This is a genomic window from Pseudomonas sp. NPDC089408, from assembly GCF_044749445.1.
Lineage (GTDB): Bacteria > Pseudomonadota > Gammaproteobacteria > Pseudomonadales > Pseudomonadaceae > Aquipseudomonas.
This window is the reverse complement of the sequence record NZ_JBIVHY010000004.1, coordinates 139,442-161,077: the sequence shown is the minus strand read 5'-3', so window position 1 is coordinate 161,077 and position 21,636 is coordinate 139,442. Positions and strand designations below refer to the sequence as shown.

Annotated in this window: 19 protein-coding genes; 15 read left to right on the top strand and 4 right to left on the bottom strand. The window is 62.6% G+C overall.

The genetic code is table 11. The annotated features are described in order from the left end of the window. The first annotated feature begins 2 nt into the window (after positions 1–2). The 9 genes from ACIP02_RS08860 (at position 3) to ACIP02_RS08820 (ending at position 11,767) form a co-directional block, all read left to right on the top strand. Entirely contained in the window at positions 3–719 is a 717-nt protein-coding gene (locus ACIP02_RS08860; protein ID WP_400615322.1) for an SIMPL domain-containing protein, read from the top strand. A 399-nt stretch (positions 720–1,118) separates the two neighbouring features. Next, a complete protein-coding gene (locus ACIP02_RS08855; RefSeq protein ID WP_400615319.1) occupies positions 1,119–2,744 on the top strand; it encodes an ABC transporter substrate-binding protein in 1,626 nt (541 codons plus the stop codon). A gap of 146 nt (positions 2,745–2,890) precedes the next feature. Next, a complete protein-coding gene (locus ACIP02_RS08850) occupies positions 2,891–4,483 on the top strand; it encodes an ABC transporter substrate-binding protein (protein ID WP_400615317.1) in 1,593 nt (530 codons plus the stop codon). A gap of 230 nt (positions 4,484–4,713) precedes the next feature. After that, positions 4,714–6,093 (top strand): OprD family porin, encoded by a 1,380-nt coding sequence (locus ACIP02_RS08845; protein WP_400615315.1) that lies wholly within the window; start codon positions 4,714–4,716, stop codon positions 6,091–6,093. A 77-nt stretch (positions 6,094–6,170) separates the two neighbouring features. After that, the gene (locus tag ACIP02_RS08840; RefSeq protein ID WP_400615313.1) at positions 6,171–7,781 is read left to right on the top strand and encodes an ABC transporter substrate-binding protein; all 1,611 of its coding nucleotides are present in this window, start codon (positions 6,171–6,173) and stop codon (positions 7,779–7,781) included. Between the two features lie 91 nt (positions 7,782–7,872). Beyond that, a complete protein-coding gene (locus ACIP02_RS08835) occupies positions 7,873–8,883 on the top strand; it encodes an ABC transporter permease subunit (protein ID WP_201198680.1) in 1,011 nt (336 codons plus the stop codon). 10 nt (positions 8,884–8,893) lie between these two features. Beyond that, positions 8,894–9,820, top strand: a complete 927-nt coding sequence (locus ACIP02_RS08830) for an ABC transporter permease subunit (RefSeq protein WP_201198679.1) — start codon at positions 8,894–8,896, stop codon at positions 9,818–9,820. 10 nt (positions 9,821–9,830) lie between these two features. After that, positions 9,831–10,799, top strand: coding sequence for an ABC transporter ATP-binding protein (locus ACIP02_RS08825; RefSeq protein ID WP_400615309.1), 969 nt, complete (start codon positions 9,831–9,833; stop codon positions 10,797–10,799). Then, positions 10,799–11,767 carry a peptide ABC transporter ATP-binding protein gene (locus ACIP02_RS08820; protein ID WP_400615307.1) on the top strand — a complete coding sequence of 323 codons (969 nt, stop codon included), beginning with the start codon at positions 10,799–10,801 and terminating at the stop codon, positions 11,765–11,767. The genes ACIP02_RS08825 and ACIP02_RS08820 overlap by 1 nt, the downstream gene beginning before the upstream one ends. 121 nt (positions 11,768–11,888) lie before the next feature. Here ACIP02_RS08820 and ACIP02_RS08815 read toward each other — a convergent pair whose 3' ends face one another. The 3 genes from ACIP02_RS08815 to ACIP02_RS08805 form a co-directional block, all read right to left on the bottom strand. After that, entirely contained in the window at positions 11,889–12,074 is a 186-nt protein-coding gene (locus tag ACIP02_RS08815; RefSeq protein WP_400615304.1) for a hypothetical protein, read from the bottom strand. 32 nt (positions 12,075–12,106) lie between these two features. Next, positions 12,107–13,006 carry a hypothetical protein gene (locus tag ACIP02_RS08810; RefSeq protein WP_400615302.1) on the bottom strand — a complete coding sequence of 300 codons (900 nt, stop codon included), beginning with the start codon at positions 13,004–13,006 and terminating at the stop codon, positions 12,107–12,109. 73 nt (positions 13,007–13,079) lie between these two features. Continuing rightward, positions 13,080–13,220, bottom strand: coding sequence for a hypothetical protein (locus ACIP02_RS08805; RefSeq protein ID WP_400615300.1), 141 nt, complete (start codon positions 13,218–13,220; stop codon positions 13,080–13,082). Here ACIP02_RS08805 and ACIP02_RS08800 point away from each other — a divergent pair. Together ACIP02_RS08800 and ACIP02_RS08795 are read left to right on the top strand one after the other, a co-directional pair. Beyond that, positions 13,219–14,019 (top strand): helix-turn-helix domain-containing protein, encoded by an 801-nt coding sequence (locus tag ACIP02_RS08800; protein ID WP_400615298.1) that lies wholly within the window; start codon positions 13,219–13,221, stop codon positions 14,017–14,019. The genes ACIP02_RS08805 and ACIP02_RS08800 overlap by 2 nt on opposite strands. Before the next feature lie 64 nt (positions 14,020–14,083). Next, positions 14,084–15,490, top strand: a complete 1,407-nt coding sequence (locus ACIP02_RS08795) for an NAD(P)/FAD-dependent oxidoreductase (protein ID WP_400615296.1) — start codon at positions 14,084–14,086, stop codon at positions 15,488–15,490. Between the two features lie 468 nt (positions 15,491–15,958). Here the strand turns inward: ACIP02_RS08795 and ACIP02_RS08790 are convergent, their stop codons facing one another. Next, positions 15,959–17,542 carry a peptide chain release factor 3 gene (locus ACIP02_RS08790; RefSeq protein ID WP_400615293.1) on the bottom strand — a complete coding sequence of 528 codons (1,584 nt, stop codon included), beginning with the start codon at positions 17,540–17,542 and terminating at the stop codon, positions 15,959–15,961. A 547-nt stretch (positions 17,543–18,089) separates the two neighbouring features. Here ACIP02_RS08790 and ACIP02_RS08785 point away from each other — a divergent pair. The 4 genes from ACIP02_RS08785 to ACIP02_RS08770 are packed head-to-tail and all read left to right on the top strand — an operon-like array spanning position 18,090 to position 21,535. Then, positions 18,090–18,803 (top strand): ABC transporter permease, encoded by a 714-nt coding sequence (locus ACIP02_RS08785; RefSeq protein WP_400615290.1) that lies wholly within the window; start codon positions 18,090–18,092, stop codon positions 18,801–18,803. A gap of 13 nt (positions 18,804–18,816) precedes the next feature. Then, positions 18,817–19,731, top strand: a complete 915-nt coding sequence (locus ACIP02_RS08780; protein ID WP_400615288.1) for a glycine betaine ABC transporter substrate-binding protein — start codon at positions 18,817–18,819, stop codon at positions 19,729–19,731. Continuing rightward, positions 19,728–20,381, top strand: a complete 654-nt coding sequence (locus tag ACIP02_RS08775; RefSeq protein ID WP_400615285.1) for an ABC transporter permease — start codon at positions 19,728–19,730, stop codon at positions 20,379–20,381. The genes ACIP02_RS08780 and ACIP02_RS08775 overlap by 4 nt, the downstream gene beginning before the upstream one ends. Beyond that, positions 20,378–21,535, top strand: coding sequence for a betaine/proline/choline family ABC transporter ATP-binding protein (locus tag ACIP02_RS08770; protein ID WP_400615283.1), 1,158 nt, complete (start codon positions 20,378–20,380; stop codon positions 21,533–21,535). Before ACIP02_RS08775 ends, ACIP02_RS08770 begins: the two co-directional genes overlap by 4 nt. The last annotated feature ends 101 nt before the right edge of the window (positions 21,536–21,636 follow it).

The following is a 21,636-nucleotide window of genomic DNA, read 5'->3' as shown; positions in this document are numbered from 1 at the left end:
CCATGCAAATCCCACGTCGCGGCGCCGCCCTGCTCATGTCCTGCGGCCTGCTCGCCAGCCTGCCGGCGCTGGCTGCCGATGAACCGCGCTACAACCAGGTATCGCTGCGTGCCGAAGTCAGCAAGGAAGTGGCGCGCGACCTGATGGTCGTGACCCTGTACAGCGAAGCGCAGAACACCGACCCGGGCAAGCTCGCCAAACAGATCACCGAAACCATGAACAAGGCCGTGGAGCAGTCGCGCCAGGTCAAAGACGTGAAGATCAGCCAGGGCAGCCGCAACAGTTACCCGGTGTATGACAGCAAAGGCCAGAAGATCACCGGCTGGCGCGAGCGTGCCGAACTGCGCCTAGAAAGCGCCAACTTCCCGGCCCTGTCGCAGCTTACCGCCGACCTGCTGCAAGCGCTGAAAATGGGTGGCATGGACTTCTCCATCGCCCCGGCCACGCGCAAGTCCAGCGAAGATGCACTGCTCAAGGATGCAGTGGATGCCTTCAAGGCGCGCGCGCAACTGGCCACCGAGGCGCTGGGTGGCAAGGGCTACAAGGTGGTCAGCCTGAACCTGAACAGCAGCGGTTACCCGCGCCCGTACATGCGTAGCGCGCCGATGGCGATGAAGGCCATGGCGGGGGATGAAGCGGCACCGGCGCCGGATATTGAAGCCGGGACCAGTGAAGTGAGCATGAATGCGGATGGGTTGATCGAAGTGCAGATGCCTTGAGGCCCTTGGGGGCGCTTCGCGCCCCTATCGCGACACAAGGCCGCTCCTACAGGGGACCGCGCCAGACTTGAGCACACGCTTGATGTAGGAGCGGCCTTGCGTCGCGATGGGCTGCAAAGCAGCCCCAATTACGCAGTTTCAGACCTTTCCTACGCACCACCAGGGTGCTTCCTACAAATTCCCCCTCCCCGAAACATCCTGCAAAAAGCCATCATTTTGCCTGCGCAAACGTTTAACTTCGCTGAAAGTTATACCAATGCGACATCCATGTACGCTCGTACCACTTTTCTGGCGCCAACTATCCTTGTGTGTATTGCATTGGGAACACCCCCTGCATAAGTATCCGCAGGTCGGCTCACGAGGCCACCTCATCCGAAAAATGACAACAATGAGGCCACCATGCTCAAACACGCAGTCATTCCGTTCCTGCTAGGTGCAGGCTTGCTCACCGGTGCACCGTCGGCACTAGCCGCCTCAAACCTGGTGTTCTGCTCCGAAGGCAGCCCGGCCGGCTTCGACCCGGGGCAGTACACCACCGGCACCGACTTCGACGCCTCCGCCGAGACCGTGTTCAACCGCCTGACCCAGTTCGAGCGCGGCGGCACTGCGGTGATCCCGGGCCTGGCGACCAAATGGGAAGTGTCCGACGACGGCAAGGCCTACACCTTCCACCTGCGCGAAGGGGTAAAGTTCCACACCACCGACTACTTCAAGCCAACCCGCACATTCAACGCCGACGACGTACTGTTCACCTTCAACCGCATGCTCGACAAGGACCACCCGTTCCGCAAGGCCTACCCCACCGAGTTCCCGTACTTCACCGACATGGGCATGGACAAGAACATCGCCAAGCTGGAGAAGCTGGACGAATACACGGTCAAGTTCACCCTCAACGAAGTCGACGCCGCGTTCATCCAGAACCTGGCCATGAGTTTTGCCTCGATCCAGTCCGCCGAATACGCCGACCAGTTGCTCAAGGGCGGCAAGGCAGCCGACATCAACCAGAAGCCGATCGGCACCGGCCCGTTCGTGTTCAGCAAGTACCAGAAGGACGCGCAGATCCGCTTCAAGGGCAACAAGGACTACTGGCAGCCCGCTGACGTGAAGATCGACAACCTGATCTTCGCCATCACCACCGACGCTTCGGTGCGCATGCAGAAGCTGAAGAAGAACGAGTGCCAGGTCACCCTGTTCCCGCGCCCGGCCGACATCGCGCCGCTGAAGGCCGACAAGAACCTGCAGATGCCGCAGCAAGCAGGCTTCAACCTCGGCTACATTGCGTACAACGTGATGGACAAGATCAAGGGCAGCAACGAGCCCAACCCCATGGCCCAGTTGAAGGTGCGCCAGGCGCTGGACATGGCCGTGGACAAGAAGAAGATCATCGAGTCGGTCTACCAGGGCGCCGGCCAGCTGGCGGTCAACGCCATGCCGCCAACCCAGTGGTCCTATGACGACAGTATCAAGGACTCCCCCTTCGACCCTGAGAAGGCCAAACAGCTGCTCAAGGAAGCCGGCGTCAAGGACGGCACCGAAATCACCCTGTGGGCCATGCCGGTGCAGCGCCCTTACAACCCCAATGCCAAGCTGATGGCTGAAATGCTCCAGTCCGACTGGGCCAAGATCGGCATCAAGGCGAAAATCGTCAGCTACGAATGGGGCGAATACATCAAACGCTCCAAAGGCGGCGAACAGGGCGCCATGCTGATTGGCTGGAGCGGCGACAACGGTGACCCGGACAACTGGCTGGGCACCCTCTACGGTTGTGATGCCATCGACGGCAACAACTTCTCCAAGTGGTGCTTCAAGCCCTACGACGACCTGATCAAGCAAGCCAAGGCCACCTCCGATCAGGCCAAGCGCACCGAGCTGTACCAGAAGGCACAGCACATCCTCAAGGAGCAGGTACCGATCACCCCGATCGCCCACTCCACCGTGTACCAGCCCATGAGCGCCAAGGTGAAGGACTTCAAGATCAGCCCGTTCGCGCTGAACTCTTTCTACGGCGTCAGCGTGGACAAATAGGGTAACCCCGGCACCCGTCAAGCGGCGGGTGCCCTTCACTCTCACCACCTCTTCATGTCGTCCTGCGGCCATCCGCTGCGGGGTCGGCGAACTGTTGCCGCCATTCGTACCCCGAAGCGGTGCAAACAGATGAAAAAGGATTTGCCATGCGCCACGCTACCCACCTTTCCGCCCTGCTGGCCCTGGGCCTGCTTAGCCAGTCTCCAGCCGTGCAGGCCAACAACCTGGTGTTCTGCTCCGAAGGCAGCCCCGCCGGTTTCGACACCGCCCAATACACCACTGCCACCGACAACGACGCCGCCGAGCCCATCTACAACCGCCTGGTCGAGTTCGAGCGTGGCGGTACCGCCGTGCACCCCGCCCTGGCAAGCCGCTGGGAGGTTTCCGAAGACGGCCTGCGCTACACCTTCCACCTGCGTGAAGGGGTGAAGTTTCACAGCAACAAATTCTTTACCCCGACCCGCAACTTCAACGCCGACGACGTGCTGTTCACCTTCAACCGCATGCTCGACAAGGGCCACCCGTTCCGCCAGGCCTACCCCACCGAGTTCCCCTACTTCATCAGCATGGGCCTGGACAAGAACATCGCCCGGGTCGAGAAAGCCGACCCGCTGACCGTGGTCTTCACCCTGAACACGGTCGATGCCGCGTTCATCCAGAACCTGGCCATGAGCTTCGCGTCGATTCTCTCTGCCGAATACGCCGGCAAGCTGCTAGCCAGCGGTCGCCCCAGCGACATCAACCAGCAACCGATCGGCACCGGGCCATTCGTGTTCCAGCGCTACCAGAAGGACTCGCAGATCCGCTACAAGGGCAACAAGGCCTATTGGGCGCCGGACCAGGTGAAAATCGACAACCTGGTGTTCTCGATCAACGTCGACCCTTCGGTGCGCATCCAGAAGCTGCGCCGCAACGAATGCCAGGTCACCCTGCACCCGCGCCCGGCCGACCTGCCGGCGCTCAAGGCCGACAGCAAACTGCAGGTGCTGCAGCAACCAGGCTTCAACCTCGGCTACATCGCCTACAACACCCAGCACCCACCGTTCGACCGCCTGGAAGTGCGCCAGGCGATGGACATGGCGGTGAACAAGAAAGCCATCATCCAGGCGGTGTACCAGGACTCTGGCCAGCTGGCAGTCAACGCCATGCCACCGACCCAGTGGTCCTATGACGAAACCCTCAAGGACGCGCCCTACGACCCGGAAAAGGCCAAACAGCTACTGCAGCAGGCCGGGGTCAAGCCGGGTACCGAGGTCACCCTGTGGGCCATGCCGGTGCAACGCCCTTACAACCCCAACGCCAAGCTGATGGCTGAAATGCTCCAGTCCGACTGGAACAAGCTCGGCTTCAAGGTGCGCATCATCAGTTATGAATGGGGCGAATACATCAAGCGCATGAAAAGCGGTGAGCACGACATCGCCCTGATCGGCTGGACCGGAGACAACGGCGACCCGGACAACTGGCTGGGCACGCTCTACAGCTGCGACGCCATCGGCAGCAACAACTACTCGCTGTGGTGCGACCCGCAGTACGACAGCCTGGTCAAGCAGGCCAAGCAGATCACCGACCCGGCGCAACGCAGCGCCCTGTACCAGCAGGCCCAGCAGCGGCTCAAGCAGCAGGTGCCGATTACCCCGGTGGCCCATTCCACGGTGAACCAGCCGCTTAGCGTCAAGGTTTCCCAGTTCAAGGTCAGCCCGTTTGGGCGCAATGATTTTTCCGGTGTGAGTGTTGATTAAGCGTTAACCGGTAGCGGCCTATTCGCGGGTAAACCCGCTCCTACAAGGATCTCCACACGCCAGGGGCTACGCAGGCCCCTGTAGGAGCGGGTTTACCCGCGAAAAGGCCGGCACAGCCAACACAACTCCCCCAATTTTGCCCGGCGATCCCGCGGCAACCCTGGCAACACCGCAGCAAGCACCCGGCCCACAAGGCCGGCCATAACTAGAAAAGAAAGGGAGCTTCAACCTTGAGAGTATTCACCTTGACCGCACTGGCCTTATCCATCAGTGCCTTTTCCACCGTGGCCCAGGCCGACCCACAGAGCCAGGACTTCATCCCCATCACCCTCAAAGGCATCAGCGAACAAGCCCAGGCCAGCGGCTTCATCGACGGCCAGAGCGTGTCCGGCAGCACCCGCAACTGGTACGCCCGCGAACGCGCCGCACGCGCCCCGCTTTGGCGCTACTACAAGAACGACGGCACCCGCCACGACACCCATAGCCGCGAGAACTGGGTGCAGGGCACCATCCTCAACTATAGCTCCGGCTTCACCGAAGGTACCGTGGGCATCGCCGTCGAGGCCGCCGGCTACAACGCCATCGCCCTGCAACAAAGCCGTGAAGCCATCGCCGGCCCCAACAACCGCACGCTCACCCACAGCGATGGCGACCCCATCGGCCAGTGGAGCAAACTGGGCCTGGGTAACATCAAGGCGCGCGTGTCCAACACCACCCTCACCCTCGGCCGCCAGACAGTGGACACGCCGATGATCGCCTACATCGGTAACCGCGCCCTGCCGTCCAGCTTCCAGGGCGCGTTCTTGCACAGTGCCGAGTTCGACAACCTCAGCCTCGACCTGGGTACCTTCGACCGCGTCTCGCCACGTACCGAACAAAGCCTCAGCAAGTTCCGCAGCGAGTACAGCGCCACCGGCGTGGAAACAGACCGCGCCAGCACCGCCGGCATCAACTACCAGCCGCTCAAGAGCCTGAGCACCAGCCTGTACGCGACCAAGGTCGACGACTTCTGGAACCAGTACTACTTCGGCGCCAACCATGTGCTCGGCGACAGCGCAGTGCTCAGCCTGAGCACTGGCCTGAACTACTACAAGACGGTCGACGCCGGCAGCCAGAAGATGGGCAAGATCGACAACGACACCTACAGCCTGTCGCTCGACCTGACCCACCAGGCCCACACCCTCGGCGCCTCTTGGCAGCAGGTCAACGGCAACGAGTACTTCGACTACCTGCACGAAACCAACGGCATCTACCTGGCCAACTCGCTGCTGTCGGACTTCAACGGCCCCAACGAGAAGTCGCTGAAGCTCTCCTACGTGCTGAACATGGCGCCCTATGGCGTGCCGGGGCTCAAGTTCAACCTGTACAACGCCCGCGGCTGGGGCATCGACGGCACCCACTACCGTGGCACGGCCTATGACGTGAAGGGCCTGGATGGCGAAACCCACTACGAGTGGGGTATCGGCACCAGCTACGCGGTACAGAGCGGGCCACTGAAAGACACCAGCATCCGCGCCACCTACACCACCCACCGCGCCAGCAAGGCCCAGGGCGATGGCAGCCTGGATGAGTTCCGTGTGGTCACCACCATTCCATTCAACATTCTCTGACCGTTGACGCCACGGTCCGCTTCACGGCGGGCCGTGGCGGCTACGCTGGAACCATGCAAGCAGGGAGACTTCACCCCATGCAGAGAGCATTCATCAAACGGCTACCGCTACGCCTGGCACTGGCCGCGCTGGTACTCGGCAGCGCCACGCAACTGGCAGCCAAGCCGCTGGTAGTGTGCACCGAAGCCAGCCCGGAAGGGTTCGACGTGGTCCAGTACACCACCGGGGTCACCTTCGATGCCGCCGCAGAAACGCTGTTCAACCGCCTGGTCGACTTCAAGCCTGGCACCACCGACATCGAGCCGGCGCTGGCCGAACGCTGGAACATCTCGGCAGACGGGCTGACGTATACCTTCCACTTGCGGCAAGGCGTGAAATTCCACAGCACCGACTACTTTTCCCCCACCCGTGAATTCAACGCCGACGATGTGCTGTGGAGCCTGCGCCGCCAGCTCGACAAGGCCCACCCGTGGCACGACAAGACCAGCGTCGGTTACCCCTATTTCGAAAGCATGGCCTTCAGGAGCTTGCTCAAGTCGGTGGACAAGGCCGACGACCACACCGTCGTGATCACCCTCACCCGCCCGGAAGCGCCGTTCCTACGGGACATGGCCATGGCATTTACCTCGATCTACTCCGCCGAATACGGCGACCAGTTGCTCAAGGCCGGCAAAACCGCCGAACTGAACAGCAAACCCATCGGCACCGGCCCGTTCATTTTCCAGCGCTACAACAAGGACGCCCAGGTCCGCTTCAAACCCAACCCGGACTATTTCCGTGGCAAGCCACCCGCGGACGCCTTGGTGTTCGCTATAGCCACCGACAGCAATGTGCGGCTGCAGAAGCTGCGCGCCAACGAATGCCAGGTCGCCGTGTACCCCAAACCGGAAGACGTGCCGTCGATCAAGGCCGATTCCAGGCTCAAGGTGGCCGAGACCGAAGCACTGGTAACTGGCTACATCGCCATGAACACCCAGCACAAATACCTCAGCGACGTGCGCGTGCGTAAGGCCATCAACATGGCCTTCGACCGCCAGACCCACGTCGACCAGCTGTTTGGCAAAGGCAATGCGCTGGTGGGCGTCAACCCCTACCCGCCGACCATGATCGGCTACAACAAGGCCAACCAGAACCCGCCGCGAGACCTCGACAAGGCGCGTGCCCTGCTCAAGGAGGCTGGCGTACCGGAGGGCACGGTCATCACCCTGTTCACCCGCAACGGCGGCGGCATGACCAACCCTAACCCGCGCCTGTCTGCCGAGATGTTGCAAGCCGACCTCAAGCAGATCGGCCTGCGGCTGGATATCCGCGTGATGGAATGGGCCGAGATGCTGCGCCGCGCCAAGAAAGGCGAAGCCGACCTGGTGTCCACTGGCTGGGCCGGCGACAACGCCGACCCGGACAACTTCCTCACCCCACTGCTCAGTTGCGAGGCGGCCAGGAACGGCGAGAACTATGCGCGCTGGTGCAACCCTAAGTTCCAGGAGCTGATCAGCCGCGCCCGCGAGGTGATCGACAACGACGAACGCGCAAGGCTCTATAGCGAGGCATTGAAGGTGTACGATGACGACCAACCCTGGATCAGCATGGCCCATCCGAAGGTGTTCACCGCCATGCGTGACAACGTGGAGGGCTACGTGATCAGCCCTCTGGCCAAAAACAACTTCGCCACCACCAAGGTGAAGTAGAACAACAACGACCGCCGGCAACCCTCACAGGGACCGGCGGCACTGCCGTCGCGCGCTGTTGGCCGCACGGCCTGATGAGGTAACCCCGACAATGTTGAGTTTTATTGCCCGGCGCCTTGGCCTGCTGATACCGACCTTTTTCGGCATCACCTTGCTCACCTTCGCGCTCATACGCCTGATCCCCGGCGACCCGGTGGAAGTGATGATGGGCGAGCGCAGGGTCGACCCCGAAATGCATGCCCAGGCCATGGAGCGCCTGGGCCTGAACAAGCCACTGCCGGTCCAGTACCTGGACTACGTCGGCAAGCTGGCCCAGGGCGACCTTGGTGAGTCGCTGCGTACCCGCGAAAGCGTGTGGACCGAGTTCCTCACCCTGTTCCCGGCCACCCTCGAACTGGCTTTCGCCGCCCTGTTGTTCGCCGGCATCGTCGGCCTGCTAGCCGGGGTGATCGCCGCGCTCAAGCGCGGTTCGCTGTTCGACCATGGGGTGATGGGTATCTCGCTGGCCGGCTACTCGATGCCGATCTTCTGGTGGGGCCTGATCCTGATCATGTTCTTCTCGGTGAGCCTGGGCTGGACCCCGGTGTCCGGGCGCATCGACCTGCTCTACGACATCGAGCCGAAAACCGGCTTCATGCTTATCGACACCCTGCTCAGTGATGAGGAAGGCTCATTCAAGGACGCGGTGATGCACCTGATTCTGCCCGCTATCGTGCTCGGCACCATCCCGCTGGCGGTGATCGCGCGCATGACCCGCTCGTCGATGCTTGAAGTGCTGCGCGAAGACTATATCCGCACCGCCCGTGCCAAAGGCCTGTCGCCAGCCCGCGTGGTGTTCGTGCATGGCCTGCGCAACGCGCTGATCCCGGTACTGACCGTGTTCGGCCTGCAAGTCGGCACGCTGCTGGCCGGTGCGGTGCTGACCGAAACCATCTTCTCCTGGCCGGGCATCGGCAAATGGCTGATCGAAGCCATCGGCGCCCGTGACTACCCCGTGGTCCAGAACGGCATCCTGTTGATCGCCTGCCTGGTAATCCTGGTCAACTTCGTCGTGGACATCCTCTACGGCCTGGCCAACCCACGCATCCGTCATCAGCGCTGAGGCCTTTGCCATGACTAGCCCGATTCCGAAATCCGTGTCACCGGCCAGCCCGGTGGACCAGAGCCTGCTCTATCCCTCGCCATACAAAGAATTCTGGCAAGCCTTCGCGCGCAACAAAGGCGCGGTAATGGGCCTGGCTTTCATGAGCCTGGTGGTGTTCTGCGCGCTGTTCGCGCCGTGGGTGGCCCCGCATGACCCAAGCGAGCAGTACCGCGACTTCCTGCTGACCCCGCCGGTGTGGCTGGAAGGCGGCACCTGGCAGTTCATCCTCGGCACCGACGAACTCGGCCGCGACCTGCTTTCGCGGTTGATCCAGGGCGCACGGCTGTCGCTGCTGATCGGCCTGTCGTCGGTGGTGATGTCGCTGATCCCGGGTATCCTGCTGGGCCTGCTGGCCGGGTTCTTCCCGCAATTGCTCGGCCCATCGATCATGCGCCTGATGGACGTGATGCTGGCCCTGCCGTCGCTGCTGCTGGCGGTCGCCATCGTCGCCATCCTCGGCCCTGGCCTGATCAACACGGTGATCGCCATCGCCATCGTGTCGCTGCCCTCCTACGTGCGCCTGACCCGCGCCGCCGTGATGGTCGAGCTGAACCGCGACTACGTCACTGCCGCCCGCCTGGCCGGTGCCGGGCTGCCACGGCTGATGTTCGTCACCGTGCTGCCCAACTGCATGGCACCGCTGATCGTGCAGGCCACCCTGAGTTTTTCCTCGGCGATCCTCGACGCCGCCGCGCTGGGCTTCCTCGGCCTCGGCGTACAACCCCCCACCCCCGAGTGGGGCACCATGCTGGCCTCGGCCCGTGACTACATCGAGCGCGCCTGGTGGGTGGTGAGCCTGCCCGGCCTGACCATTCTGCTCAGTGTGCTGGCTATCAACCTGATGGGCGACGGCCTGCGCGATGCGCTGGACCCGAAACTCAAGAACGCCGCCTGAGGAGAACGCCATGTCACTGTTGCAGATCAACAACCTGAATGTGCGCTTCGGCGACGCCAACGCAGTACCGGTGGTCGATGGCCTGAACCTGGCGGTGGAGGCCGGCGAGATCCTGGCCATCGTCGGCGAGTCGGGTTCTGGCAAATCGGTCACCATGATGGCCCTGATGGGCCTGATCGACGCTCCCGGGCGCATCACCGCCGACGCCCTTACCTTCGACGGCACCGACATGCTCAAGCTCAGCGGCCGGCAGCGGCGCAAGGTGGTGGGCAAGGACATCGCCATGGTCTTCCAGGACCCGATGACCGCGCTTAACCCCAGCTACACCGTGGGCTACCAGATAGAAGAAGTGCTGCGTCAGCACCTGGGCCTGAAAGGCAAGGCTGCCCGCCAGCGGGCCCTGGAATTGCTGAAAAAAGTCGAGATCCCGGCTGCGGAAAGCCGCCTGGATGCCTACCCGCACCAACTGTCCGGCGGCATGAGCCAGCGCGTGGCCATTGCCATGGCGATTGCCGGCGAACCCAAGCTGCTGATCGCCGACGAGCCGACCACCGCGCTGGACGTGACCATCCAGGCGCAGATCATGGAACTGCTGGTGAACCTGCAGAAAGAGCGCAACATGGCGCTCATCCTGATCACTCACGACCTCGCCGTGGTTGCCGAAACCGCCAAGCGGGTGTGCGTGATGTACGCCGGCGAAGCCGTGGAAGTGGGCCAAGTGCCGGAGCTGTTCGACGTCCCCGCCCACCCTTACAGCGAAGCGCTGTTGGCGGCGATCCCCGAACACAGCATCGGCGCCGAACGCCTGGCCACCCTGCCCGGCATCGTCCCCGGCCGCTACGACCGCCCGGTCGGCTGCCTGCTGTCGCCGCGCTGCCCCTACGTGCAGGACAACTGCCGGCGCCAGCGCCCGCCCCTTGAGCCACAGGCGCACAGCCTGGTGCGTTGCTTCTACCCGCTGAACCAGGAGGTGGCGTAATGGCCGTCGTTCTATCCGCCCGGGACCTGACCCGGCATTACGAAGTCTCCCGCGGGCTGTTCAAGGGCCATGCGCTGGTGCGTGCGCTGAATGGCGTGTCGTTCGAACTGGAGGCCGGCAAGACCCTGGCCGTGGTAGGCGAGTCCGGCTGCGGCAAGTCGACCCTGGCCCGCGCCCTGACCCTGATCGAAGAACCTTCGTCCGGCTCGTTGCAAATTGCCGGCACCGAGGTAAAAGGCGCCAGCAAGGCCGAGCGCAAGCAACTGCGCCGCGACGTGCAGATGGTGTTCCAGAGCCCCTACGCCTCGCTTAACCCACGGCAGAAGATTGGCGACCAGTTGGCCGAGCCGCTGCTGATCAATACTTCGCTGAGCAAGGCAGAACGCCGCGAGAAAGTGCAGAAGATGATGGAACAGGTCGGCTTGCGGCCTGAACACTATCAGCGCTACCCGCACATGTTCTCCGGCGGTCAGCGCCAGCGGATTGCCCTGGCCAGGGCGATGATGTTGCAGCCAAAGGTGCTGGTGGCAGATGAGCCGACTTCGGCGCTGGACGTGTCGATCCAGGCCCAGGTGCTGAACCTGTTCATGGACTTGCAGAAGGAGTTCAACACCGCCTACGTGTTCATTTCGCACAACCTGGCGGTGGTACGGCATGTGGCCGATCATGTGCTGGTGATGTACCTGGGGCGGCCGGTGGAGATGGGGCCGAAGGAGGACATCTACGAGAAACCGCTGCACCCGTATACCCAGGCGCTGCTGTCGGCGACACCGGCGATTCACCCTGATCCTTTAAAGCCGAAGATTCGCATTGCCGGGGAATTACCGAACCCACTGAACCCGCCGGATGGGTGTGCGTTTCACAAGCGTTGCCCGTATGCGACCGAGCGGTGTGCGAAGGAGGTGCCGGCATTGCGGCAGGTGAGTACTCGGCAGGTGGCTTGTCATTATGCCGAGCAGTTTCTCTAGATCGGTGTGAGCTTCTTCGCGGGTAAACCCGCTCCCACAGGTCCTCCACAGCATTCGAAATCTGTACGGTCCCTGTAGGAGCGGGTTTACCCGCGAAGGGCCGCAAAGCGGCCCCAAAGTCTCAATGCATAAACAACCAGATCAGGATGATCACCGGAATCGGCACCCCAATCATCCACAGCAATATCGAGCGCATGCTCTCCTCCTTCTGCAAAAAGTGAAGGGCGGCCAAAGCCGCCCCTCCTTCAATCAATGCATGAACAGCGCGATCAGGATGATGACCGGAATCGGTACGCCAATCATCCACAGTAATATCGAGCGCATGTCAGTTCTCCTCGCTTAACGTTGAAGGGTGCGATGGGCTACATAGTCGCCTTCAAGCCACTGCACACGGTCGCGCTGACGGCCACCGTAAAGGGCTGCCAGGCTGGCGAAGAATGCGCCGCACAGCAGGGCAATGAATGTCCACAGCGCAGTCCAGGCAGCCACCTTGGCAGCCGTGTCCGCCGCTTGCTTGGCATCGGTTTTCAGTTGTTGTACCTGCGCCATCACCTGGTCGACACGGGCTTCGGCTTCGGCCTGGCTCAGACGCGTGCGCTGGGCTACCAGCTGCGCCAGGTAGGCGCGGTCTTCCGCCGGCAGTGCACCGTTGCCCGCAACGCCTTTGGCCAGAATGCGCGCGGCTACACCGTTGGCCGCATCGTCGCTGACCGGCGCCGGCCCTTCGCCACGGAACAGGCTATCGACGAAATAGCCCATTGAATCGTTATTGTCGCCCGCTGCCGCAGCGCCACCTGCCGCTACCGAAACGGTAGCCGCCTGGGAAGCTGCGCTGGCTCCGGCACCTATCAGATTGCCCGCAGCGCCCAGTACCAGCATCGCCGCTACCAGCGTCGCCACGGCCCACGACAGGAAGCCATGCGCTGTATCACGGAAGTACACTTCATCGCCATGCAGGTTCGCCCATTTCACCCGCAGGCGCCCGGCAATATAGCCGCCCAGGCCTGAGGCAATGATTTGGGTTACCAGCAACCAGATGATGGTAGAGACGCCCAGGGCTTTTGCACTCGCACCCTCGTCAGCCCAAGGTGAGGTAGCCGCAAAGCCCAACCCGGCACCCAATACCACAAGTATCAGGGACACCGACGCAGCGGCGGCCGCGCCAGCGAAGATTGCCGCCCAGGAAACACCTGAGCGGCTTTGCGTATCGACAACGGGATAATCGGCAGGGGTGATCATGATGTGTGAGCCTTATGTTGTGGGCGAGAAGTCCATTCGCGCAGAGACCATTGCAGGGGCTGTGCCAGTTGTGTCAAAAAATGACACCCATTAAAATCAATGCCTTAGAAAGCCCTGCTGATTCAGAACCGTGCAAAATGCGCGACTGCTGCCAATCCATCAGGTGTTCTGCATTCTTGTAACGGGCCCAGCCGACAAGGCATGATTCGGTCATGACGCTTGCCGATGACACTGCCCAGACACCGCTCACCGCCAGAACCGTGCTGCGCTACCACCTGTGCTGGAAGCACCGCGACCTCGACGGCGTCATCGCGCTGTACCACCCCGATATCCAGTACCACGACTTTTTCCAGAACCGCGTACTCGGCTACCAAGAGCTGCGCGACTACGTACGCGCCTCCCTACCCCATGAGGCCGGCGAAGACATCGTTCACAGTGACCGCATCCGCGTCGACGGCTGCACTGCGTTCATCCAGTACCAGGTCACGGTGCAAGGCGGCGACGGCCTGGTGGCGTTCCAGTCCAGCGAGGCGATCACCGTCAAGGATGGGCTGATCTGGCGGGTCAACGAATACGCCACCCTGGTGCGTCAGAACGGCAACGGGCCGGGCAGCAACGGGCCCCGCCCGGCCACCAGCCGCCTTGGCCTGTCACCTCGGCAGCTGTCGACCATGGCCCAGGACCTGGAGCACTACTTCCAGCGCCAGCGCCCGTACCTGGACCCGGAACTGGACCTGCAGCAGGTAGCAGCGGCCAGTGGCTATAGCCGCAACCAGATCTCTTACCTGCTGAACCAGGTGCTGGGGCACAGCTTCTACCGCTACGTCAACCAGGCGCGCCTGCAGCACCTGATGGCCAGCCTTGATGACGACAGCGTCGAAGCCCCCATCGACGACCTGGCCTTCAACGCCGGCTTCAACTCGCTGTCGGCGTTCTACAAGTGCTTCCGTGAACACACCGGGCTCACGCCCAAGGCCTACCTGAAGCAAATTTCCCTGCGTGCACGCACGTAAGACAGCCACCCGCCGACGGCACTAGGATCGCCCACAGACCTTGAAGGATGTGGAGCCGAACCCGATGCAACCCCTGCGCACGCTCAGCCTGTGGATGGACCAGCTCGACGAGCCGCTGTGCGCCCGCCCGGCCCTGCGCGACGACCTCGACGCCGATGTGTGCATTATCGGCGCCGGCTATACCGGCCTGTGGACCGCTTACTACCTCAAGCGCCAGGCGCCTCAGCTGAACATCGCGGTCATCGACGCCAACATCGCCGGCTTCGGCGCCTCCGGGCGCAACGGCGGCTGGCTGATGGGCAACCTGCTCGGCGAAGACCGCCTGCTCGCCACCCTGTCACCGCAACAGCGCCGCGCCAGCATCGACCTGCTGCACGGCATCCCCGATGAGGTACACAGCGTGCTGCAGCGCGAAGGCATCGACTGCGACTACCGCAAAGGCGGCGTGCTGTACTGCGCCGCACGCTACCCCGAACAGGAGCGCAGCCTGCGCGCCTACCTCGACGACCTGTATCGCCAGGGCATGACCGAGGACGATTACCGCTGGCTGCGCCCCGAGCAACTGGACGCCCAGCTGCGGGTCAGCAATGCCTATGGCGCCATCTACAGCCCGCACACCGCGACCATCCAGCCGGCCAAGCTGGTGCGCGAACTGGCCCGGGCGGTGGAAGCGCTGGGCGTACCGATCTACGAGAACACCCCGGCAATCGACTGGCAACCCGGCGAAGTACGTACTCCGCTGGCGCGCATTCGCTGCCAGTGGAGTGTGCCCGCTGTCGAAGGTTACGCCGCCAGCCTGCCGCCACTGGGCAAACATCAACTGCCTGTACAAAGCCTGCTGGTGGCTACCGAGCCATTGCCGGAATCCACCTGGGAGCAGATCGGCCTGAGCCAGGGCCAGGCCTTCAGCGAAAGCAGCCGCCAGGTCACCTATGGCCAGCGCACCGCCGACAACCGCCTGGTGTTCGGCGCCCGCGGTGGCTACCGCTTCGGGGGTCGCCTGCGCGAAAACTTCAACCTCGACGCGCAGGAAATCGAGCTGCGCCGCTACCTGTTCAGCGAGCTGTTCCCGCAACTGAAGCACGTGCGCATCACCCACTCGTGGGGCGGCAACCTGGGCATGGCGCGGCGCTTCCGCCCGCACATGCTCTGCGACCGCCAGCGCGGCATCGCCCTGGCCGGCGGTTACGGCGGCGAAGGCGTTGGTGCCACCAACCTGGGCGGGCGCACCCTGGCAGCGCTGATCCTCAACCAGCACAACGAACTGACCGCGCAACCTTGGGTACTCGACAACCGCCCCGTTTCGAGCCTGGCCAGCTGGCCGCCCGAACCCTGCCGCTGGTTGGGCTACAACGCGATCATCCAGAGTTTCGTCCACGAGGACCGGACCCTCGCCAACCCCGCCAGCGCGCCGTGGAGGCGGCGCCTGGCCAGTAACCTTGCGGACTTCATGGAAGGCTTCATGCGGTGACCTTGGGGAGGTGCTTGCCTTGAGGGATGCAGTGCCTGGTAGAACGAGCGCCGCCCGCGCGGCGCTTCGCGGGACAAGCCCGCTCCCACATTTGTTTCGGGCCAATTACTCCTGTGCCTCTGGCGCGCGCACTCTTGGATGAACGACTGGACACTGATGAAGAGCAGCGGCGTCCCCTGCGATATTGAAGAGGACACAAGGCGGACAGTGGAGACTTCACAGGAGGGACTGGCCCGAAACAGATGTGGGAGCGGGCTTGCCCCGCGAAGCGTCGCGCGGGCGGCGCTCGATCTCACAGGCGATGTTGAATGCCCGCCGAACACCTCGCCTTTCTTAACTGACTGGGGTCAAAGCAGGCAACTGACATTCGCCAGTTGCAAAGCCTCAAGCTGCAAGCGGCAAGAAAAAAGCGGGCCAATCCGAGCCCGCTTTTTCTTGTAGCTTGCAGCTTGAAACTTGTAGCTGCTCTTAGTGGTGCTCGCGGGTAGCGCGGAACTTGATGTCCGGCCAGCGCTCTTCCATCAGTGCCAGGTTGACCCGGGTCGGCGCCAGGTAGGTCAGGTGGCCGCCACCGTCGATGGCCAGGTTTTCCATGGCCTTGGTCTGGAATTCCTCAAGTTTCTTCTTGTCGTCGCTGCTGATCCAGCGTGCCGACCACACGGTGATTGGCTCGTAGCCGCACTCGACCTTGTACTCCTCCTTCAGGCGGCTGGCGACCACGTCGAACTGCAGCACACCGACCGCACCGAGGATGATGTCGTTGCTGCGCTCGGGGAAGAACACCTGGGTCGCGCCTTCTTCGGCCAGCTGCTGCAGGCCCTGACGCAGCTGCTTGGATTTCAGCGGGTCCTTAAGGCGTACGCGGCGGAACAGTTCCGGAGCGAAGTGCGGGATACCGGTGAAGCCCAGCGCCTCGCCTTCGGTGAAGGTGTCGCCGATCTGGATGGTGCCGTGGTTGTGCAGGCCGATGATGTCGCCGGCAAAAGCCTCTTCCAGCTGCTCGCGCTCGGAAGAGAAGAAGGTCAGCGCATCGCCGATGCGCAGGTCTTTGCCGGTGCGCACGTGGCGCATTTTCATGCCCTTCTCGTATTTGCCCGAGCAAATGCGCATGAAGGCGATACGGTCGCGGTGTTTCGGGTCCATGTTCGCCTGGATCTTGAACACGAAACCACTGAACTTCTCTTCCACCGGCTCCACAGTGCGCTCATGAGCGACCCGCGCCAACGGGCGCGGAGCCCAATCGACAACAGCGTCAAGCACGTGGTCCACACCGAAGTTGCCCAGTGCAGTACCGAAGAATACCGGCGTCAGTTGGCCATTGATGAATTCGTCCTGATCGAACTCATGACATGCACCCTGTACCAGCTCAAGCTGTTCGAGGAAGCGATCATATTCGTCGCCCAGGTGGGCACGGGCTTCATCGGAGTCGAGCTTCTCGATGATCTTCACCTCGGTACGCTCATGGCCATGGCCCGGGGTGTAGACGATGATGTAATCACCTTGCAGGTGGTACACACCCTTGAAGTCGCGGTAGCAACCGATCGGCCAGGTGATCGGCGCGGCCTTGATCTTCAGCACGGCTTCGATCTCGTCGAGCAGTTCGATCGGGTCGCGGATGTCACGGTCGAGTTTGTTGATGAAGCTGACGATTGGCGTGTCGCGCAGGCGGCACACGTCCATCAGGGCGATGGTCCGCGGCTCTACCCCTTTACCGCCGTCGAGCACCATCAGCGCCGAGTCCACCGCGGTCAAGGTGCGGTAGGTGTCTTCCGAGAAGTCTTCGTGGCCGGGGGTGTCGAGCAGGTTGATCATGTGCTCGCGGTAGGGGAACTGCATCACCGAAGTGGTGATGGAGATGCCGCGCTGCTTCTCCATTTCCATCCAGTCGGAGGTGGCGTGGCGGTCGGACTTGCGCGACTTCACGGTACCGGCGACGGCAATGGCCTTGCCCATCAGCAGCAGCTTCTCGGTGATGGTGGTCTTACCGGCGTCGGGGTGGGAAATGATTGCGAAAGTGCGGCGCTTCGCGACTTCGGCGGCCTGGTTGGTCATGGGAAATCGCCTGACTGGGGGATTTAAAAGGGGCGATATCATACCTGAAGTTGGCCCTGGACCAAAACCTGAGGAATGAGTGGCGCCTGTTCCGGCCCTTTCGCGGGTAAACCCGCTCCTACACAGATTGCAAATGCCGTGCGGTCCTTGTAGGAGCGGGTTCACCCGCGAAAGGGCCGGACCTGCCACAACACATTCATCAAACAATCGCTTTATCACGACAAAAGGCCACAGAGCAGTTAAATCAACGCCTGCAGCACATTAAACCGCTGTTTTTTCTCGCCAATTTTCCACCACTCTAGTGATTAACGCTGGCCAAATGCCGCCTCAGATGGGAACCTTTACGCCCTCGGAGACGTCCACTCCCCTGCAACCCGCTTCGGTTGGGGACTGGTTTCATCAGCAATTTCGGGCCCGACGGGGTTCGGCTCATGGCCTGATCGCAGCCTCGGCATGCATCACGCTGCTACTCGCGAACACACCACCCGCCGCCAAAACTGGCCGGCTTCCAAGAAGTGTGCTCGCCGACAACACAAGGAGTCCGCCTGTGGCTAAACGCTACGGTAAAGGGCTGTTGGGATGCGCCACCGTGCTCGTCATCCTGGCCCTGCTGATCCACTGGATCGGCATCGACACGATCGCGCGTTATCGCGACGATCTTGGGTTCTACCTGCAAGCGCACCTGGTACTGGTGCTGGCTTCGATGGCGGCGGCGCTGGCCGTGGGCATCCCTGCCGGCATTGCGCTGAGTCGACCGCACCGGGTCGACAAAGCCGAGCGCTTCATGCAGTTCTTCAACGTTGGCAACACCATTCCCCCCCTGGCCGTTCTGGCCATCGCCCTGAGTATCCTGGGCATCGGCGCCGGGCCTGCGATCTTCGCGCTGTTCCTCGCCTCCCTTCTGCCCATCGTGCGCAACACCTACGAAGGCCTGAAAAACGTCCCCGCCTCGCTCAAGGAAGCCGCCACCGGCATCGGCATGACCCCGCGCCAGCAACTTTGGCAGGTGGAATTGCCCAACGCCGTGCCGATCATCATCGGCGGCGTTCGCGTGGCCCTGGCGTTGAACGTGGGTACCGCGCCGCTGGCGTTCCTGATCGGCGCCAACAGCCTGGGCAGCCTGATCTTCCCCGGCATCGCCCTGAACAACCAGCCACAGCTGCTGCTGGGTGCCGCCTGCACCGCACTGCTGGCACTGGTGCTGGATACGGCGGTGAGTTTCTCCAGCAAGCGCTGGCTGGAACGTGGCCTGGCCCAATAAGGATAGGAAACGTATGAAGAAGAGAATCGCCTTGCTGCTGGGCGCGGCCCTGCTGTTCGCAGGATTCGCCCAGGCAGCGGAAAAACCGCTGGTGCGCATCGGCGCACGGGTATTTACCGAACAGACCGTGCTCGCCGAAATCACTGCGCAATACTTGCGTGCCAACGGCTTCGATGTGCGCGTCACCACCGGCCTTGGCAGCAACATCGCGCGCCAGGCCCAGGAAACCGGCCAGCTCGACCTGATGTGGGAATACACCGGTGTGTCGCTGGTGTCGTACAACCACATCGCCGAGCGCATGCCCAATGCCGAAGCCACCTTTGCCCGGGTGAAGGCGCTGGATGCGAAAAAAGACCTGATCTGGCTGACCCCGTCGAAGTTCAGCAATACCTACGCACTGGGCTTGCCCAAGCAGGTGGCCGAGGCCTACCCGCAGATCAACACCATCAGCGACCTCAACCAGGTACTGCGTGACGAAAACCAGCGCACCCACCTGGTGGCGCTGGACACCGAGTTCGCCAACCGCCCAGACGGCCTGGTCGGCCTGCGCGAGATGTACAAGCTGCCGCTGGACCGGCGCAATATCCGCCAGATGGATGGCGGGCTGGTCTACACCGCCATGCGCAACAACCAGGTATTCGCCGGCCTGGTGTACACCACCGACGGCCGCCTGAGTGCGTTCAACCTCAAGCTGCTGGAAGACGACAAGCACTACTTCCCCGACTACACCGCAGCGCCGGTGGTACGCAAGGCCGTGCTCGACGCCAACCCGCAACTGGCCGGTCTGCTCAAGCCGCTGGCCGAGCAACTGGACGACGAAACCATGCGCCAGCTCAACGCCAAGGTCGATGTCGAGCACCAGAACCCGACCGCCGTGGCCGCCGCCTTCTTGCGTGAGCACCCATTGAACAGCGAGGGCCAGCCATGAACCTGATCGATACTTTCAACCACCTGGACTGGGCCCAGGTGCTGCAACTGACCTGGCAGCACATCATGCTGGTTGGCGTGGCCGTGAGCCTGGCGATTCTGGTCGGGGTGCCGCTGGGCATCCTCATGACCCGCTTCCCGGCCTTGGCCGGCCCGCTGCAGGCCAGTGCCACGGTGCTGCTGACCATCCCTTCGATTGCCCTGTTCGGCCTGTTGCTGCCGTTCTATTCGAAGTTTGGCCAAGGGCTTGGCCCGTTGCCGGCGATTACCGCAGTGTTTTTGTATTCGCTGCTGCCGATCATGCGCAACACCTACCTGGCCCTGACCAACGTCGAGCCTGGCATCCGTGAAGCCGCACGCGGTATCGGCATGACCTTTGGCCAGCGCCTGCGCATGGTCGAGCTGCCCATCGCCGTGCCGGTGATCCTCGCCGGCGTGCGCACCGCCGTGGTGATGAACATCGGCGTCATGACCATTGCTGCCACCATCGGCGCCGGCGGCCTTGGCGTGCTGATTCTGACCTCCATCAGCCGCAGCGACATGTCGATGCTGCTGGTCGGCGCCGTACTGGTCAGCCTGCTGGCGATCATCGCCGACCTGCTGCTGCAAACCCTGCAACGTGCCCTGACTCCAGAAGGACTGCGCTCATGATCGAACTGAAGAACCTCAGCAAAACCTTCAACGTCAACGGCAAGGACGTCAAAGCCGTCGACTCGGTAAGCCTCACCGTCAACGAAGGGGAAATCTGCGTGTTCCTCGGTCCTTCGGGCTGCGGCAAAAGCACCACGCTGAAAATGATCAACCGCCTGATCGCGCCAACCTCCGGCCAGGTGTTCATCAATGGCGAAGACACCACCGGCCTGGACGAAGTGACCTTGCGCCGGCACATCGGCTACGTGATCCAGCAGATTGGCCTGTTCCCCAACATGACCATCGAGGAAAACATCACCGTGGTGCCGCGCCTGCTCGGCTGGGACAAGCAGAAATGCCACGAGCGTGCCCGCGAGCTGATGCACATGATCAAGCTGGAGCCCAAGCAGTACCTGCAGCGCTACCCGCGCGAGCTGTCCGGTGGCCAGCAGCAGCGTATCGGCGTGATTCGCGCCTTGGCCGCAGAAGCGCCGGTGCTGTTGATGGATGAGCCGTTTGGTGCGGTCGACCCGATCAACCGCGAAATGATCCAGAACGAGTTCTTCGAGATGCAGCGGGCGCTGAACAAGACCGTGATCATGGTCAGCCACGACATCGACGAGGCGATCAAGCTGGGCGACAAGATTGCCATCTTCCGTGCCGGCAAGCTGCTGCAGCTGGACCACCCGGATACCTTGCTGGCGCACCCGGCGGATGAGTTCGTCAGCAACTTCGTTGGCCAGGACAGCACCCTGAAGCGCCTGCTGCTGGTACGCGCCGAAGATGCCGCAGACAACGCACCGTCGGTAAGCCCGGAGACGCCGGTGGGCGATGCGCTGGAGCTGCTCGACGAGCATGACCGCCGCTACGTGGTGGTGACCGATGCGCAGAACAAAGCGCTGGGTTATGTACGCCGGCGTGATATGCATCGCCAGCAAGGGACGTGTGGCGATTTCCTGCGCCAGTTCAATGCCACGGCTTCGCACGATGAGCACTTGCGCATCCTGCTGTCGCGCATGTACGAGTTCAACCGCGCGTGGTTGCCGGTGCTGGATGCCGAGCAGGTGTTCCTGGGCGAGGTGACGCAGGAGTCGATTGCCGCGTACCTGAGTTCGGGGCGCTCGCGTGGGGCGAAGACCAGCATCGTTTCGCCGGCTGAGGCGGTGGTTTCGTAATTGCTGGGGGCGCTTTGCGCCCCTTCGCGGGTAAACCCGCTCCTACAGGGGATCGCGTTCTTTTGTAGGAGCGGGTTCACCCGCGAAGAAGGCGACGCGGT